Raw genomic sequence first — 14,801 nt, 5'->3', positions numbered from 1 at the left:
CGATGCGCGCGCTGCCCCTCGCCCTCCTCCTCGCGCTGGTGCCGCTGCCGGCCGCCGCCCAGGTGCGCGGCGTCGAGCTGCGCACGCCCCGCGCCTTCGGCTACTTCCAGGGCGATCTCGTCCAGGTCCAGGCCGAGATCCGCACCGATCCCGGCTTCACCCTGCAACGCCCTTCCCTCCCGAAGCCCGGCCCGGTCACCTACTGGCTCGACCTGCGCGACGTGCGGACGGAGGAGAGCCGGGGCGCGGACGGCGCGCATGTGATCCGGCTGCGCCTGACCTATCAGGACTTCTACGTCGCGCTCGATGCCCGCACGCTCGAAGTGCCGGGCTTCCCCGTCACCGTCGAGAGTGCCGGCGCCAACGGCTCGACCACGGCGGTGGCGCAGGTGCCGGCCTGGAAGATCGGCGTCTCTCCCTTGCGCGAGGTGCAGCCCGAGCGGCGCGACGACCCGGCCGACTACCTGCGGCCCGACGGGCGCGCACCGCGCCTCGATCCGCAACCGGCGCTGGCCTCGGCCGCCGGCTTCCTCGCGCTCGCCGTTCTGGCGCTGCTGCTGCTCGCTTACGACCGGGCGTGGTGGATCTTTGGACGTCGCCGTGGCCGGCCCTTCGCGCTCGCCCTGAAGGCGCTCGGCCGGGCGAAGCGGCAATCGCAGGGAGAAGCCCTGTACCGCGAGGCGCTGCTCGCCCTGCATCGCGGCCTCGACGCGACCGACGGACGCCGGGTGCTCGCCGACGACCTGCCCGATTTCCTCGGCCGCCATCCTGCCTTCAAGGGACAGGCGGGCGGCCTCGAAAAATTCTTCTCAGCCTCGCGGCTGGCCTTCTTCGGCCGGGACACCGCCGGGGCCGGGACGACGCTTCCCCTGCCCGAGGTCGAGGCCTTGCTGCGCCGGCTCGGCGCGGTCGAGCGGAGCGCGTGACCCGGTGGCGGCTCTCCTCCCCCCCCTCGGCCTGGCCACGCCCTGGCTTCTGTGGCTCCTGCCGCTGGCGCTCCTGCCGCTGCTCCTGTCCGTCACCCGGCGCAGCGCGGTGTCCTCAGTCGCGGCGGCCCCCGAGGATCCCCTCTCCTCCGGCCTGCGGATCGCCCTGACCGCCGCCGGCATGCTGGCGATCGGCGGCCTCGTCCTAGCACTGGCCGGCCCGTACCGCGCGGGCGAACGCGTGACCCGCACCGGCATCGGTGCCCAGATCTCGATGCTGATCGACCGCTCCGGCAGCATGAACGAGACCTTTGCCGGCCGGCAGCCCTCGGGGGCGGAGGAATCGAAGGCCGCGGCCTCCCGGCGCATCCTGCGCGACTTCGTCGGCGAGCGCGCCCACGACCAGTTCGCGGTGACCGCCTTCTCCACCGCGCCGATGCTGGTCGTGCCGATGACCGACCGGCACGATGCCGTGCGCGCGGCGGTCGCCGCCATCGACCGGCCCGGCCTCGACTACACCAACGTCGCCCGCGGCCTCGGGATGGCGCTGTCGCAATTCGGGGCGGGCACACCGGGGGTGTCGCGCGCCCTGCTGCTGGTCTCGGACGGGGCGGCGGTGATCGACCCGCGCATCCAGGCGCAGTTGCGCGCCGAGTTCACGAAGGTGCAGCCGAACCTCTACTGGCTGTTCCTGCGCACCAAGGGCTCGCCCTCGATCACCGACAAGCCCGCGGGCGAGGACACGCCGCAAGCGGCCCCCGAGCGTCATCTCGACCTGTTCTTCAGGAGCCTCGGCGTGCCCTACCGCGCCTTCGAGGCCGAGGGCGCCGACGCGGTGGCGAATGCCGTGCGCCAGATCGAGGCGCTGGAGCGCGATCCGATTCCCTATACCGAGGAGCGCCCGCGCCGCGACCTCACCGGCTGGGCCTACGCCCTCGCCGCCCTCGGCCTTCTCCTCCTCGTGCTCGCCAAGCTGGCGGAGACCGATTTTGTCCGCACATCCGCGCGGGCGTCGTCAAAGCGCCCCGCTGATCCGGCCCCTGCCAACGGTCAGGCGGCCGCCGTGTCGAAAAGGGCCGCCGCATGATGCCCTCCGCCCTCTCCCACGCGCCCGCCCCGTCGCTGCGCACCCGGATCGGCGCGGGCGCCGCGCAGGTCTGGCGCACCGTTCGCCCCTACGGGCTGGTGCTGCTGCCGATCCTGTTGCTGGGAGCCGCCGCCGCCCTTGCGCTCTCGGCTTGGCGGGACGCGCGCACCAACGCGACCATCGCCGAGTTGGAAGCGGGGCGCGACATCGCCGTCCCGCCCGATGCCCCCGACGCGCTCCTCGTCGCGCGCACCAAGTTCCTGGCCTACCGCGACCGCCTGGGCGAGGCCGAGCCGCTGCTGGAGACTCTTGACCATCGGCGATCCGCCGATGCCTCGGCCCGCGCCCGCTACGTCGTCGCCAATGCCCGCATCCGCGAAGCCTTCCGGCTGATCGAGCGCAGCGAACTCGACAAGGCGGGCCCGCAGGTCACGCTCGCGCGCCAGGAGTATCGCCGGGCGCTCCAGGCTCGGCCCGACTTCTGGGACGCGAAGTTCAACTTCGATGTCGCCTCGCGCCTGATCCGCGACTTCCCGGAATTCGACCGCAAGTTCGGCGACGAGCTGAAGGCCGAGCCCAAGCAGATCTGGACCGACATCCCCGGCCAGCCGCGGGGCGGGCCATGAGTGTGCGGGCCATGAGCGTCTGGGCCGAACTCCCCTTTGCAAAAAACCTGCGCGATCGCCGTTTCCAGGCGCTCGCCGCCGCGCTTCTGCTCGCAGCGCTCGCGATCGTCGTGCCTCCGCTGCCGCTCACCCGCTCGGGCGTCTCGGTGCTGGCGGTGGTCGACATCACCGGCAGCATGAACGTGCGCGACTATGCAAGCGGCGGGCGCCCGGCGAGCCGGCTCGACACCGTCAAGGCCGCCTTGCGCCACCTGCTGCCGGAGCTTCCCTGCGGCTCGCGCCTCGCGCTGGCCCTGTTCACAGAACGGCGCCCCTTCCTGCTGTTCGCACCAGTCGAAGTCTGCGCCGATTTCGCGCCCCTCGACGGGGCGATCGCCGCGCTCGATTGGCGCATGGCCTGGGAGGGCGACAGCCGCATCTCTTCGGGTTTGCACCGGGCCGTCGCGATGGCGGGTGAACTCGACACAGACCTCCTGTTCATCACCGACGGGCAGGAGACCCCGCCGCTCCCCGCGAACGGAATCCCGCCCTTCGAGGGCAGGGCGGGCGCGGTGCGCGGCCTGATCGTCGGGGCGGGCGGTTATAGCCTCTCGCCAATCCCGAAATTCAACGATCGCGGACGCGAGACCGGCTTCTACGCCGAGACCGACGTGCAGCAGGAGAACCGCTTCGGCCCGCCGCCGGCCGACGCGGAATCGCGCGAGGGCTACAACCCGCGCAACGCCCCCTTCGGCGGGGCCGCGGCGCGCGGCGAGGAGCATCTCTCCTCCGTGCGCGAGCCGCATCTGAAGGCGTTGGCCGCCCAGACCGGCCTCGCCTACGCCCATCTCGACGGGCCGGATCTGCGCGCGCCCCTGCTCGCGGCCGCCACACCGCGACCGGTGCCCGGCCGGCTCGACCCTCGCCCCTTCCTTGGCGCGGCGGCGCTCGCCCTGGTGCTCGCCGTCTTCCTCGCGGGTGCGCTGCGCGCCCGCTTCACACTCTTCACCCCCAGCAGGATGTCATAATGCGTCTGTCCCTTCTCGTTCTTCCGCTCGCGCTCGCCGCGACCGCTGCCCTCGCCCACGGCCCGACCCCGCAAAAGGTCTCCCAGTCGATCACCATCAAGGCGAGCCCGGACGCGGTGTGGAAGGCGGCGGGCGACTTCGCCGGCATCGGAAAGTGGCACCCGGCGATCGGGAAGGCCGAGGGCAGCGGCTCGAAGGATGGCGGCACCCGCACGCTGACCTTCAAGAACGGCGGAAAACTCGAAGAGAGCCTCGACGAGTACAAGCCGGAGGGTCGCACCTATTCCTACCGGATGGGCGAGCCGAACCTGACGGCGCTGCCGGTCTCGTCCTACTCGGCGACCTTCACCGTGAGCCCGGAGGGCGACGGCTCCAAGGTCGAGTGGATGGGCCGCTTCTATCGCGGCGATACCGGCAACGAGCCGCCGGAGAACCTCAGCGACGAAGCCGGCAAGGCGGCGATGAACGCGTATTTCTCGGAAGGGCTGAAGGGCCTGAAGGCGGCCGTGGAGGGCGGCAAGAGCAAATGAGCCGGTGCATATGAGGCACGCGACATGATCCGCCCCGCCCTCGTCGCACTGTTCCTTGCCCCCGCTCTCGCCGGCCTGCCGGTGCGGGCCGCGACGGTCTACGTCGCGAGCCAGCAGGGGGCGCAAGTCACGCGCGTCGAGGCGGGAGCGGTCGTGGGCCATGCGACCGTGGCGGAGGCACCCGCGACGGTGGCGGCGGGCGGCGGATCGGTGTTCCTCAGCCATCCGGACGGGCACGCGATCACCGTGACGGACGCCGCCACCGGCGTGGTGCTGCGCCGCCTCCCCTACAGGGGCCAGGCTTTCGGCCTCGCGGCTTCGGCGGACGGCCGGACCCTGTTCGTCGCCGACTGGTCGGGCCACCGCGTCGACCGCCTCTCGGCCGCGGACGGCACGGTCGAGGCCTCCGCGGAGACCGGCCGCGACCCGGCGCACATCACCCTGGACCGCGCCGGCCGGCTCTACGTCGCCGATCGGGAGAGCCATCAGATCAGCGTGTTCGAGACTGAGCGGATGACGCGGCTCGCGACGATTTCGGTTGGCACCGCGCCCTTCGCCCTGGCGCTGAGTCCGGACGAGCGCCGCCTCTATGTCGGAAACGTGCGCAGCAACGATCTCACCGTGATCGACACGCAGGCGCTGAAGCCGCTCACCACCGTGCCGGTCGGCCCCATGCCCTACGGCGTCAGTGTGAGCCCGGACGGGGCACGGGTGCTCGTCACCAACCAGCAGGCCGGCACGGTCACCGTGCTCGATGCGGGCACACTTGCGATCGCCGCGACAGTGGGCGTCGGCCGCTATCCCGAAGGCATCGTGATCGAGGACGGCCGGGCCTATGTCGCGAACTGGTTCTCCGACAGCGTCTCCGTTCTCGACCTCGCCACGCTGAAGGAGGTCGCCCGGTTGCCGGTCGCCGAGGGCCCGCGCAGCCTCGCCGTCGCCGCTGCCGCAAAGGAAATCCTGCGATGAGATCGCTCGCCGCCGGTCCCTTGGCCGGTCTCTTGACTGGTCCCTTGGCCGGGCTCGCCGCCCTGCTGATGCTCTCCGCCTGCGACCGAGGGGGCGAGACGTCCGGCGAAACCTCCGGTGAGACGTCGAGCGCGGCGCCCGATCGGGGCGACGACGGGGCCATCGTCGCCTCGACCGCGGAGGATCACCTGCCCGGCTGGCTCTCGCCGACCGACGGAACCGACCCCGCGCGCTGGCTCGCGGGCCGCGAGGCGGGACACCCCTTGCCCGGCGACGCCGCCGAGGTCAGGGAACTGCGCGAATCCCTCGATCGGGCACGCAGTGCCTTCGTGGAAGACAAGCGCATGATCGCCAACCGCACGGTGCAGCTCGGACAGATGCTGTCCGAGATCGGCAAGCCGGAATCCTATCGCGGCCTGATCGACGGCCTCGGCGCGATCGCGTCGGTGCGCGGCCGACGCAAGAGCCTCTACGGCGAGATGTGCCAGCACTACTACAACACCCGCGCCCAGGGCGCCGACCACGCCGCCGCGCTCGCCCGCCTCGCAGCCCGGGAGCGGCCGGAGGCCGCCGCACCGGAGATACCCCCCGACCCGGCCCGGCCGCCGGCAGGACAGCCGGGAGGACAGCCGGGAGGGCAGCCGTGAGCGACGGCCGCCCCTCCGCCCGAAATGCCGCGCCGTTGCGGCCCGAGACGCTCCTCGTCATCGACGACCACCCCATCGTGATTCAGGGCGTGCGCCGGCTGGCCGAGGCGGCGGGGGTGGGCCGGGTCTACGAGGCCGCCGACATCGTCTCGGGCTACCGCCTGTTCCACCGGCACCGGCCCGCCCTCGTCGTGGCCGACCTGAGCTTTCGCGCCGACGGCCTGTCCGGCCTGTCGCTGATCCGCCGGATCCGGGCGCTGGACCCGACCGCGCGCATCCTCGTCTTCAGCATGCATGCCGACCCGGTGCTCGTCTCCCGGGCGCTGGAGAGCGGCGCGCTCGGCTTCGTGCTCAAGGATGCCGGATCGGACGCCTTCCTGGAGGCGCTGGACGCCGTCCATGCCGGGCGGGGCTACCTGCCGCACGCGCTCGCCACCGATGTGGCGATGCTGAACCGCAGCGCCCGCCCGGCGCCGCTCGCCACCTTGAGCGCCCGCGAATTGCAGATCCTGTCGCTGCTGAGCCAGGGCAAATCCTACGACGCCATCGCCAGCGCCATGGCGGTGAGCTACCGCACGATCATCAATGCCAGTTCCAGCATGCGCAAGAAGCTCGGCGTCGAGTCCCGCGCCGGGCTGGTCCAGATCGCGGTCAACCGGCGCAACGCGCTGCTGTAAGCGGCGGCCCGGTGCGGGCCATCGCTCGTCCCATCATCGTTCGGGGGCCTCGCTCAGGCGCAGTTCCGCCGGATCGGGGGGCATGGCCGCCGTCGGGGCCCGCGGGCCGGGGCCGCCCGCGGGCGTGGCGAAGGGCAGTGTCAGCGCCGCCGCAACGAGCACGGCGGTGATCCAACGCTTCGGCCGCTGAGGCGCGGCGGAAGCGAGAGGGGCCAGGGCGAGGCTCGGACCCCCGAGCCGGGGCCGCGGACCCTCCCCGCAGAGAGGCGTCGGGCGCAGGAGGCCTGCGTCAGGCGCCTCGTCGAGGCTGCGCTCGACCGCGCCGAGCAGGGCGGCGGCCTCCCCGTCCAGGCTGTCCCAGTGCCGGGTCAGGGTGCCGCGCTCCACCGGCTCGGACACCGTGGCGTCCGGGCCGGTCTCCGTCGTCCGCTCCTCGGAGCCCGTCATGGCGCCTGACATGGCGACCGGCGTCAGGCGCGGTGGTAGGCATCCTCGAGGCGGACGATGTCGTCCTCGCCGAGGTAGCTGCCGAGTTGCACCTCGATCAACTCGACATCGTCGTTGCCGGGATTTTCGAGGCGGTGGATGGCGCCGAGCGGGATGAAGATGTGCTCGCTCTCGCGGTAATCGGCGACGGTGTCGTCCACGGTGACCCGGGCGCAGCCGCGCACCACGACCCAGTGCTCGGCCCGGTGGCGGTGCTTCTGCAGGGACAGCCGCCCACCCGGCGCCACCGTGATCCGCTTCACCTGGAAACCGTCGGAGGCCTCCAGCACCCGGTAGCTGCCCCAGGGACGGTGCGAGGAGGCGTGCCACTCGGCCTGGGGCCGGCCCTTGCTGCGCAGGATCTCGACCATCTTGCGCACGTCGCCGCAGCGGCTGCGATCGGCCACCAGGATCGCGTCCTTCTCGGCCACGACCACGAGGTCCCGTACCCCGACGAGCGAAGTCACCATTCCGTCCGAGGAGACGAAGCAGCCCTCGCTGTCGAACAGCTCGGCCGCACCGCGGCTGACATTGCCGAGGTCGTCCCGCTCGCTGATCGCCCAGAGCGCGTTCCAGTTGCCGACATCCGACCAGCCGCAGCGCATCCGCGCGACCGCGGCGCGGCTCGTCTTCTCCATCACCGCGAAGTCGAGGGATGTCTTGTGGGTGCCGGCAAACCCCTCGGCGTCGAGGGCAAGCACCCCACCCTCGTCGGCGGCCGCCTCGACCGCCAGGACGGCAGCCGCTGCCGTGTCGGGATCGAAGGCGGCGTACTCGCCGCACAGGGTGTCCGCCCGCATCAGGAAGTTGCCGGAATTCCAGAGCCAGCGGTCGGTGAGGTAGGTGGCGGCCCGCGCCGCATCCGGCTTCTCGGCGAAGGTGTCCACCGCGTGGCAGCGCGCCTCGACGCGGATGCCGGGCCGGATCCAGCCGTATTCGGTGCTGGCATGGTCCGCCTCGATGCCGAAGGTGACGAGGCGTCCGGCTCGCGCCGCCGGCAGGGCGGAGGCGACGGCCCGGCGGAAGGCCCGCGGCTCGGTGACGATATGGTCGGAGGGGAGCACGAGAACCACCGCCTCCGGATCCTGCCGCGCCACCAGGGTGCAGGCGGCCAGGATCGCGGGGCCGGAATCGCGCCGCTCAGGCTCCAGCAGGAGGGTGACGGCGGCATCGATGGCCGCTGCCTGCTTCTCGACGAGGCAGCGATGGTCCCGGTTCGCGACGACGATCGGCCGGGCGAAGAGCGGACCCTGGAGCCGCAGCAGGGTCTGCTGGAAGGTCGAGTGGGGACCGAGCAGGGGCACGAACTGCTTCGGCAGCGAGGTGCGGGAGGTGGGCCAGAGCCGCGTTCCCGAGCCGCCGCAGAGGATGACGGGCTGGATCCGTGCAGGCATCGACGGGCGTCCTTTTGTGCTGGGAATCGAGGAGGGGTCAGGGGGTTTCGATGGAGCTGCGCAGGGCCGGCGCAGCCTGCGAGACGGGCCCGGGAGCGGCCGCTCCGTTACGGGCGGGAGCCGGGGGCGGCGCCTCTCCGGTGCCGGGCCGGGCGGGCGAGACCTGAACGACGTCGCCCGGCAGCAGCACGGAGGTCAGAGCCGCCTTGAAGGTCACCGCCCGATCGCGCAGGGTCCGGGTGACCTCGATGGTCCAGCCGGTGGCCTCGGTGCCGCCATCGGAAGCGGCGAGCCGACGCGCGCGACTCTCCAAGAGGTCGCGGGCGATGGGCAGGCTCGCCTCGGTCTCCAGGAGTTGCTGGCGGGTGGCCTGAAGGTCGGCCACGACCCGGCGCCGGTGGCCGTTCTCGGTGTCGCGCTGGCGCAGGGTGAGTTCGCCGGTGGCGGTGCCGTTGCGAGCGAGGTCCGCGTCGATCCGGGCGAGCTCCGCCCGAACCCGGGCATTCTCGCGCTGCCGGTCGACCATGATCGTCTGAAGGCCGTGGCCGTTATCGGTCAGCCGCGCGTAGTTGCGGACCTGGGCCTCGGTCAGCTTGACCTGCTCGTCGATCAGGGCGCGCTGCTGGGTCAGCGCCGTCCGCTCGGTCTCGAGCCGCTCGACCTGCTGGCGCAGCAGGCCGACCTCGCTGCGCTCGCTCTCGCGCTGGAGCGAAAAGATCTCCTGCTCGCCGCGCAGGAGCGCGGTGGCCTCGGGACCGATCAGCTCGTCGGAGACGAAGCTCGTCCGGCCGTCCCGCTGCGCCTCCAGCCGGAGCTGTCGGGCGCGCTGAGCGAGCCGGGCGATTTCGAGCCCGCGCAGGCGCTCGCGCGCCGTCAGCACCTCGCCCTTGAGTTCGGTGATCGAGCGATCGCCGACCCGTCCGCCGCCGGCGAGCGCCACCGCGCCGAGCACGGTGAGGCCGTAGCGGTAGGTGTAGCTGCCGGGCGAGCGCACCTCGCCCAGCACGTAGACCGGCTTCATCTCGGACAGCCGCAAGCTGACGGTGGCCGAACGCAGATAGCCGTCGTTGAGCCGGGTGCGCACCAGCGTCTCCGCCTGCTCCGGGCTCAGGCCCGCGACCCGGACGCGGCCGACCATCGGCAGGTTCAGGTCGCCCACCGCATCGACCACGTACTCGCCGGTGAGGTCCGTCTGGCCGAAGACGACCATCGTCACCTTGTCGCCGCTCGACAGGAGCAGCGCGGCCTCGGCCGGAGGCTCCGGCAGCGGTGCCGGCGCCTGAACCTCGGCGGCCAGGGGAGAGCCGGCGAGACCGAGCACGAGCGCCGCTCCGAGCACCGTGCCGAGTGCCTTCTTCAGTGTCGTCTTGAGCGTCGCCGCAAGCCCCGAGCCGAGGCGGCGCCCGTCGTTCCAAGGCCGGAAAGTCCTGAAGTCGAGCATGCCTTCGCCTCTCAGGCCGTGGTTCGGGCGCCGACCGGCATCTTGGAGGGTGCCGGTCTTGAAGCTTGCGCCGAAGCCCGACGTGCTCGGGTGAGGGGGTCGGGCCGTCGCGACGCCCTGCTTGAATGCCAGAGCCCCCTCCCCTTTTGTCCTGGCTATTCGGGCCCCCCTCGGTTCGCGACCGGGTTAGTCCGACGGGGCCGGGGCCCGTCCTCGGGCGCGGTTGGGAACCGTTTCCGCGCCTGCCGGTCCCCCCGGGGCTCGAAAGGGGCGTTGACCGCCCGGTGGCGGTACGTCGCCTTCGCACCGTGAAGCGCCTCATCTTCCTCGAAACAGCAATGCCGGGCGCGGTCCTCGTCCCCTAGTCTGGGGTCGACCGACAATGGGAGACGTCGAGCGATGAAAAAGCGTATCCTCGTGACAGGCGGAGCCGGGTTTGTCGGCAGCCACCTGTGCGATCGACTGGTGGCGCAGGGACACGACGTGCTCGCCGTCGATAATTTCTATACGGGCGACCGGTCGAACCTCGCACAGCACCTGAGCAATCCGCGCTTCGAGGTCATGCGCCACGACGTGACCTTCCCGCTCTACGTCGAGGTGGACGAGATCTACAATCTCGCCTGCCCCGCCTCTCCGGTTCACTACCAGCGCGACCCGGTGCAGACCACGAAGACGAGCGTGCTCGGGGCCATCAACATGCTCGGGCTCGCCAAGCGCCTCGGTATCCCGATCCTCCAGGCCTCTACCAGCGAGATCTACGGCGATCCGGACGTGCATCCGCAGCCCGAAGGCTATCGCGGCCTCGTCAGCGTCAGCGGCCCGCGCGCCTGCTACGACGAGGGCAAGCGCTGCGCCGAGACCCTGTTCTTCGACTACCAGCGCCGGCACGACGTGACGATCCGCGTGGCGCGCATCTTCAACACCTACGGGCCGCGCATGAACCGCGACGACGGCCGGGTGGTCTCGAACTTCGTCGTGCAGGCGCTGCGCAACGAGCCGATCACCCTCTACGGCGACGGCCGCCAGACCCGTGCCTTCTGCTTCGTCGACGATCTCGTCGAGGGGCTGATGCGCCTGATGAACGTCGAGGGCACGCTCGACGGCGCGGTCAATCTCGGCAACCCGACCGAGGTGACGATCGCCGAGATCGCCGAGCGGATCGTCGCGCTCACCGGCTCGCGCTCCGCCATCGTCTATCGCCCGCTGCCGCAGGACGACCCGCGCCAGCGCTGCCCCGACATCACCCGGGCGAAGGAGATGCTGCACTGGAGCCCGAAGGTCGGGCTCGATGAAGGGCTGACGCGGACGATCGCCTATTTCGACGCGCTGCTCTCCGCCTCCGCCTCGAGCGTGACCCCGTTCGAGCCGGCGCCGGATCCGGCCAAGGTGGATCTGACCAAGGTGGATCTGGCGAGGACCGGCTCATGAACCCACTGCTCCCCCGCGTTCCGATCCTGGGGGTGCCGGTCAGCGCGATCTCCCTGAACGATGCCGTGGCGGCGGTCGATGACTGGATCCTCGACCGCCAGCGCCACTATGTCTGCATCACCGGCGCCCACGGCGTCATCGAGTGCCAGACCGACGGGGCTCTGCGGGCGATCCACGAGCGCGCCGGCCTCGTCACGCCGGACGGGATGCCGCTCGTCTTCATGGCGCGCCGGCTCGGCTTCCCGCGTACGCAGCGGGTCTACGGACCCGACCTCATGCGCGCGCTGACGGCCCTGTCGGCCCGCAAGGGCTACCGGCAATACTACTTCGGAGGTGCCTCCGGCCTGCCCGAGCGGCTGGCCGCGCGCCTCACCGAGCAGTTCCCGGAGCTTCCCGTCGCCGGGACCTTCTCGCCGCCCTTCCGCCCGACGACGCCGGAGGAGGACGCGGCGATCGTCGCCCGCATCAACGCGGCCAAGCCCGACATCCTGTGGGTGGGCCTCAGCACCCCGAAGCAGGAATACTGGATGGCACGCCACCGCGACCGGCTGGAGGTGCCGGTCATGGTCGGCGTCGGTGCGGCCTTCGACTTCCTCGCCGGCACCAAGCGGCAGGCGCCGGTCTGGATGCAGCGGCGCGGGCTCGAATGGGCCTTCCGCCTCGGCACCGAGCCGCGCCGGCTGTGGCGCCGCTACGGGCGGATCGTGCCGGAATTCATCTTGCGCGCCTCGGTCCAGCTCCTGAACGCGCCGACGCGGCCGCGCCGCTCCTTCTGAGCCGCTCTCAACCAAGCTCCCGCCGCGCCTTCGCGCCCAGCGGGAGCGCAAACCGTGATCGGAAGGCGTGCTAGGCACTCCTAGGGGCTAGATGAGCGCGAAAGTATGATCGCCCATCGAGAAGATATGCTTAGTCGATCCACGAAATAAGAATGGAAGCGCCGAAGCAGAAAGGCGTCAACATCATGTCGAAGAGCGCAGTTGTTACCGGAGCCGGCGGCTTCATTGGCGGACATCTGGTGACGTACTTGCGTCGCCACGGCTATCACGTCCGCGGCGTCGATATCAAATATCCCGATTTCGGCCAAAGCGACGCGGACGAGTTCATGCTCGCCGACCTGCGTTCCTTCGAGGAGTGCCGCGAGGCGGTGAAGGGCGTCGACGAGGTCTACAACCTCGCCGCCGACATGGGCGGCATCGGCTACATCTCCGGCGCGCACGCCTCGATCACCTTCAACAACACGATGATCAGCGCGCAGATGCTGAAGGCCGCCTTCGACGCGCGGGTCGAGCGGTTCCTGTTCTCCTCCTCGGCCTGCGTCTACCCGCAGCACCTCCAGGACGTGCCGAGCGTGATCCCGCTGAAGGAGGAGGACGCCTTCCCGGCGGCCCCCGAGGAGGGCTACGGCCTGGAGAAGCTCTACACGGAAAAGCTCTGCCAGTACTTCACCGAGGATTACGGCTTCCCGACCCGGTCCGTCCGCTTCCACAATGTCTACGGGCCGCTCGGCACCTATGACGGCGGCAAGGAAAAGGCACCGGCCGCGATCTGCCGCAAGGTCGCGCGTACGCCCGACGGCGGCACGATCGACATCTGGGGTGACGGCCAGCAGACCCGCTCGTTCATGTACGTGGACGACTGCGTCGAGGGCATCTACCGGATCATGCAGTCGGACCATCACGGGCCGCTCAACCTCGGCACGGACGAGCTCGTCAACATCAGCGGCCTCGTCGATCTCGTGGCCGAAGCCGCCGGCAAGACGATCCACAAATCGTTCGACCTGAGCAAGCCGCAGGGCGTGCGCGGGCGCAACAGCGACAACACCCGCCTGCGCGAGGTTCTGGGCTGGGAGCCCGGCATTCACCTGCGCGAGGGCTTGAAGCCCACCTACGACTGGATCGAGGCGCAGGTTCAGGAAGCGCAGCGGGAGGCGGACACCGCCCCGAGGCAGGCTGCCGAATAGGCCGGCCGAACCCGCCCCTCCCCGCAGGTACTGCAGCACGAGCGAACCCATGCCCGACGTCGATGTCGTCAACACCGGCCTCCTGCCGGCCGGGGCGCCGGGCTGGAAGGACCGCGTGCAGGAGCGGGTGCAAGAGCGTCTTCAAGAACGCCTGCAAGACCGCCTTCAGGAGCGTGTCGGGCCGGCCCGGTCCCGACGCTCCGAGGCGACCGCCTGGCCCCGGCGCCTGATCGTCGCCGGTGCCCTCCTCGGCGGCGACGCCGCCGCCGTGCTGGCCGCCTGCGGGGCGAGCCTGCTCGTCATGGCGGCGGCCGGAGCGCTCCCCGGCCTCGGGCCGGCCACGCTGCTCGGCTGGTGTGCCCTGCAGATCGGCACCCTGACCCTGTGCGGCCTCTACGAACCGATCGAGGCGGAGCCGATCGAGCGGCTGCGCCGCCGCGGGCTCGCCGCGGCCTTCGCGTTCGGCGCAGCCGTTCTGGTCGGCGGCGGCTCCTCGCCGTGGCTCTCGACCGCCGCCGGGCTCGCCGCTCTCCTCTCGATCCCGCTCGGGCACTACGCGGAGGGGTTCGTGCGTGCGCGGCTCGTCCGGCGGGGCGTGTGGGGGGCGGCGACCATCGTCTACGGCGAGGGCGCCGCCGACCTCGCCCGCAGCCTCGCCGCGCGGCCGGAACTCGGCCTGCGACCGATCGGCATCGTCCGCGAGCCCGCTGACGGGGTCGAGCCCTTCCGCACCGCGCCTTTGGGGCCGGCGCAGGACCAAGGCGGGGCCGAGCATATGGCCGAGCGCATGGCTGACCTGCTGGCAACGGCCGAGGTCGCCATCTGCACGCCGGGCGAGCGCGAACCCGCCCGCTTCGCTTGGCTGACCCGGCACCCGTTCCGACAGGTCATCGTGGCGCACCAAGCGCCGGAGGTGGAGACCGTGCGGCTCCAGACCCGATGCCTCGGCCCGGTGGTCGGGCTCGTGGTGCGTCGGGCGATCTTCCTGCCGCACAACCTGCGCCTTAAGCGCGCGCTCGACCTCGCCGTGACGCTGCCCGCGCTCATCCTGTTCGCACCGCTGATCGGCATGCTCGCGCTCGCGGTGAAGCTCGCCGATCCGGGGCCAGCCTTCTACGTCCAGCCCCGCGTCGGGCGGGATGGCCGCACCATCCGCGTGTACAAGCTGCGCAGCATGTTCCGCGACGCGGAGGCGCGTCTCGCCGACCACCTCGCCGCCGACGAAGGCGCCCGCCGCGAGTGGGAGCGCTTTTGCAAGCTGCGCAACGATCCGCGCGTCCTGCCGGGCATCGGCGGCTTCATCCGCCGCACCAGCCTCGACGAGCTGCCGCAACTCCTCAACGTGCTGCGCGGCGACATGAGCGTGGTCGGGCCCCGGCCCTTCCCCGCCTACCACACCGAGCGGTTCGGTCCGACCTTCCAGGCGCTGCGGGCGAGCGTGCCGCCGGGCCTGACCGGGCTGTGGCAGATCTCGGCCCGCAGCGACGGCGACCTCGCGGTCCAGGAGCAGCAGGACAGCTTCTACATCCGCAACTGGTCGATCTGGATCGATCTGTACATCCTCCTCGAGACGGTGCCGGCGGTGCTCACCGCCAAAGGTGCCCGCTGACGAGGGGCCGGTGG

15 protein-coding genes are annotated in these 14,801 nt (G+C 71.4%); 12 read left to right on the top strand and 3 right to left on the bottom strand.

The genetic code is table 11. From position 1 onward, the window contains the following. The first annotated feature begins 2 nt into the window (after nucleotides 1–2). The 8 genes from FHU13_RS12095 to FHU13_RS12060 are packed head-to-tail and all read left to right on the top strand — an operon-like array spanning nucleotide 3 to nucleotide 6,469. Nucleotides 3–926 carry a nonribosomal peptide synthetase MxaA gene (locus tag FHU13_RS12095; protein ID WP_183436126.1) on the top strand — a complete coding sequence of 308 codons (924 nt, stop codon included), beginning with the start codon at nucleotides 3–5 and terminating at the stop codon, nucleotides 924–926. A 4-nt stretch (nucleotides 927–930) separates the two neighbouring features. Next, on the top strand, nucleotides 931–2,013 hold the full coding sequence (locus FHU13_RS12090; protein ID WP_312889581.1) for a vWA domain-containing protein: 1,083 nt from the start codon (nucleotides 931–933) through the stop codon (nucleotides 2,011–2,013). Continuing rightward, nucleotides 2,013–2,639: an MxaK protein gene (locus FHU13_RS12085; protein ID WP_183436209.1), complete on the top strand. Its 627-nt coding sequence runs from the start codon at nucleotides 2,013–2,015 to the stop codon at nucleotides 2,637–2,639. The genes FHU13_RS12090 and FHU13_RS12085 overlap by 1 nt, the downstream gene beginning before the upstream one ends. 11 nt (nucleotides 2,640–2,650) lie before the next feature. Next, nucleotides 2,651–3,646 carry a vWA domain-containing protein gene (locus tag FHU13_RS12080; protein ID WP_409518498.1) on the top strand — a complete coding sequence of 332 codons (996 nt, stop codon included), beginning with the start codon at nucleotides 2,651–2,653 and terminating at the stop codon, nucleotides 3,644–3,646. After that, on the top strand, nucleotides 3,646–4,176 hold the full coding sequence (locus tag FHU13_RS12075) for an SRPBCC family protein (protein ID WP_183436124.1): 531 nt from the start codon (nucleotides 3,646–3,648) through the stop codon (nucleotides 4,174–4,176). The genes FHU13_RS12080 and FHU13_RS12075 overlap by 1 nt, the downstream gene beginning before the upstream one ends. 24 nt (nucleotides 4,177–4,200) lie before the next feature. Then, nucleotides 4,201–5,145 (top strand): YncE family protein, encoded by a 945-nt coding sequence (locus FHU13_RS12070; protein WP_183436123.1) that lies wholly within the window; start codon nucleotides 4,201–4,203, stop codon nucleotides 5,143–5,145. Next, the gene (locus tag FHU13_RS12065; protein ID WP_246714624.1) at nucleotides 5,142–5,792 is read left to right on the top strand and encodes an MxaH protein; all 651 of its coding nucleotides are present in this window, start codon (nucleotides 5,142–5,144) and stop codon (nucleotides 5,790–5,792) included. Before FHU13_RS12070 ends, FHU13_RS12065 begins: the two co-directional genes overlap by 4 nt. Then, nucleotides 5,789–6,469, top strand: coding sequence for a response regulator transcription factor (locus FHU13_RS12060; RefSeq protein ID WP_183436122.1), 681 nt, complete (start codon nucleotides 5,789–5,791; stop codon nucleotides 6,467–6,469). Before FHU13_RS12065 ends, FHU13_RS12060 begins: the two co-directional genes overlap by 4 nt. A gap of 33 nt (nucleotides 6,470–6,502) precedes the next feature. Here the strand turns inward: FHU13_RS12060 and FHU13_RS12055 are convergent, their stop codons facing one another. Genes FHU13_RS12055 through FHU13_RS12045 form a run of 3 tightly spaced genes read right to left on the bottom strand, consistent with a single transcriptional unit; the run spans nucleotide 6,503 to nucleotide 9,790 of the window. Continuing rightward, the gene (locus tag FHU13_RS12055) at nucleotides 6,503–6,916 is read right to left on the bottom strand and encodes a hypothetical protein (protein ID WP_183436121.1); all 414 of its coding nucleotides are present in this window, start codon (nucleotides 6,914–6,916) and stop codon (nucleotides 6,503–6,505) included. A gap of 23 nt (nucleotides 6,917–6,939) precedes the next feature. Beyond that, nucleotides 6,940–8,349 (bottom strand): mannose-1-phosphate guanylyltransferase/mannose-6-phosphate isomerase, encoded by a 1,410-nt coding sequence (locus tag FHU13_RS12050; RefSeq protein ID WP_183436120.1) that lies wholly within the window; start codon nucleotides 8,347–8,349, stop codon nucleotides 6,940–6,942. A 37-nt stretch (nucleotides 8,350–8,386) separates the two neighbouring features. Then, nucleotides 8,387–9,790: a polysaccharide biosynthesis/export family protein gene (locus FHU13_RS12045; RefSeq protein WP_183436119.1), complete on the bottom strand. Its 1,404-nt coding sequence runs from the start codon at nucleotides 9,788–9,790 to the stop codon at nucleotides 8,387–8,389. Nucleotides 9,791–10,189: 399 nt separating this feature from the next. Between FHU13_RS12045 and FHU13_RS12040 the strand changes: the two genes are divergently transcribed. From FHU13_RS12040 to FHU13_RS12025, 4 genes are all read left to right on the top strand, one after another. After that, nucleotides 10,190–11,218, top strand: coding sequence for a UDP-glucuronic acid decarboxylase family protein (locus FHU13_RS12040; RefSeq protein WP_183436118.1), 1,029 nt, complete (start codon nucleotides 10,190–10,192; stop codon nucleotides 11,216–11,218). Further along, a complete protein-coding gene (locus FHU13_RS12035; protein ID WP_183436117.1) occupies nucleotides 11,215–11,994 on the top strand; it encodes a WecB/TagA/CpsF family glycosyltransferase in 780 nt (259 codons plus the stop codon). The genes FHU13_RS12040 and FHU13_RS12035 overlap by 4 nt, the downstream gene beginning before the upstream one ends. Nucleotides 11,995–12,179: 185 nt before the next feature. Further along, nucleotides 12,180–13,178: an NAD-dependent epimerase/dehydratase family protein gene (locus tag FHU13_RS12030; protein WP_183436207.1), complete on the top strand. Its 999-nt coding sequence runs from the start codon at nucleotides 12,180–12,182 to the stop codon at nucleotides 13,176–13,178. 49 nt (nucleotides 13,179–13,227) lie between these two features. Beyond that, nucleotides 13,228–14,787: an exopolysaccharide biosynthesis polyprenyl glycosylphosphotransferase gene (locus FHU13_RS12025; protein WP_183436116.1), complete on the top strand. Its 1,560-nt coding sequence runs from the start codon at nucleotides 13,228–13,230 to the stop codon at nucleotides 14,785–14,787. Nucleotides 14,788–14,801: the final 14 nt, after the last annotated feature.

The sequence above is a fragment of the Methylobacterium sp. R2-1 genome (genome assembly GCF_014191355.1).
GTDB lineage: Bacteria > Pseudomonadota > Alphaproteobacteria > Rhizobiales > Beijerinckiaceae > Methylobacterium.
Note: the sequence above shows the minus strand (reverse complement) of the source record. Positions and strands in the feature narration are given on the sequence as shown.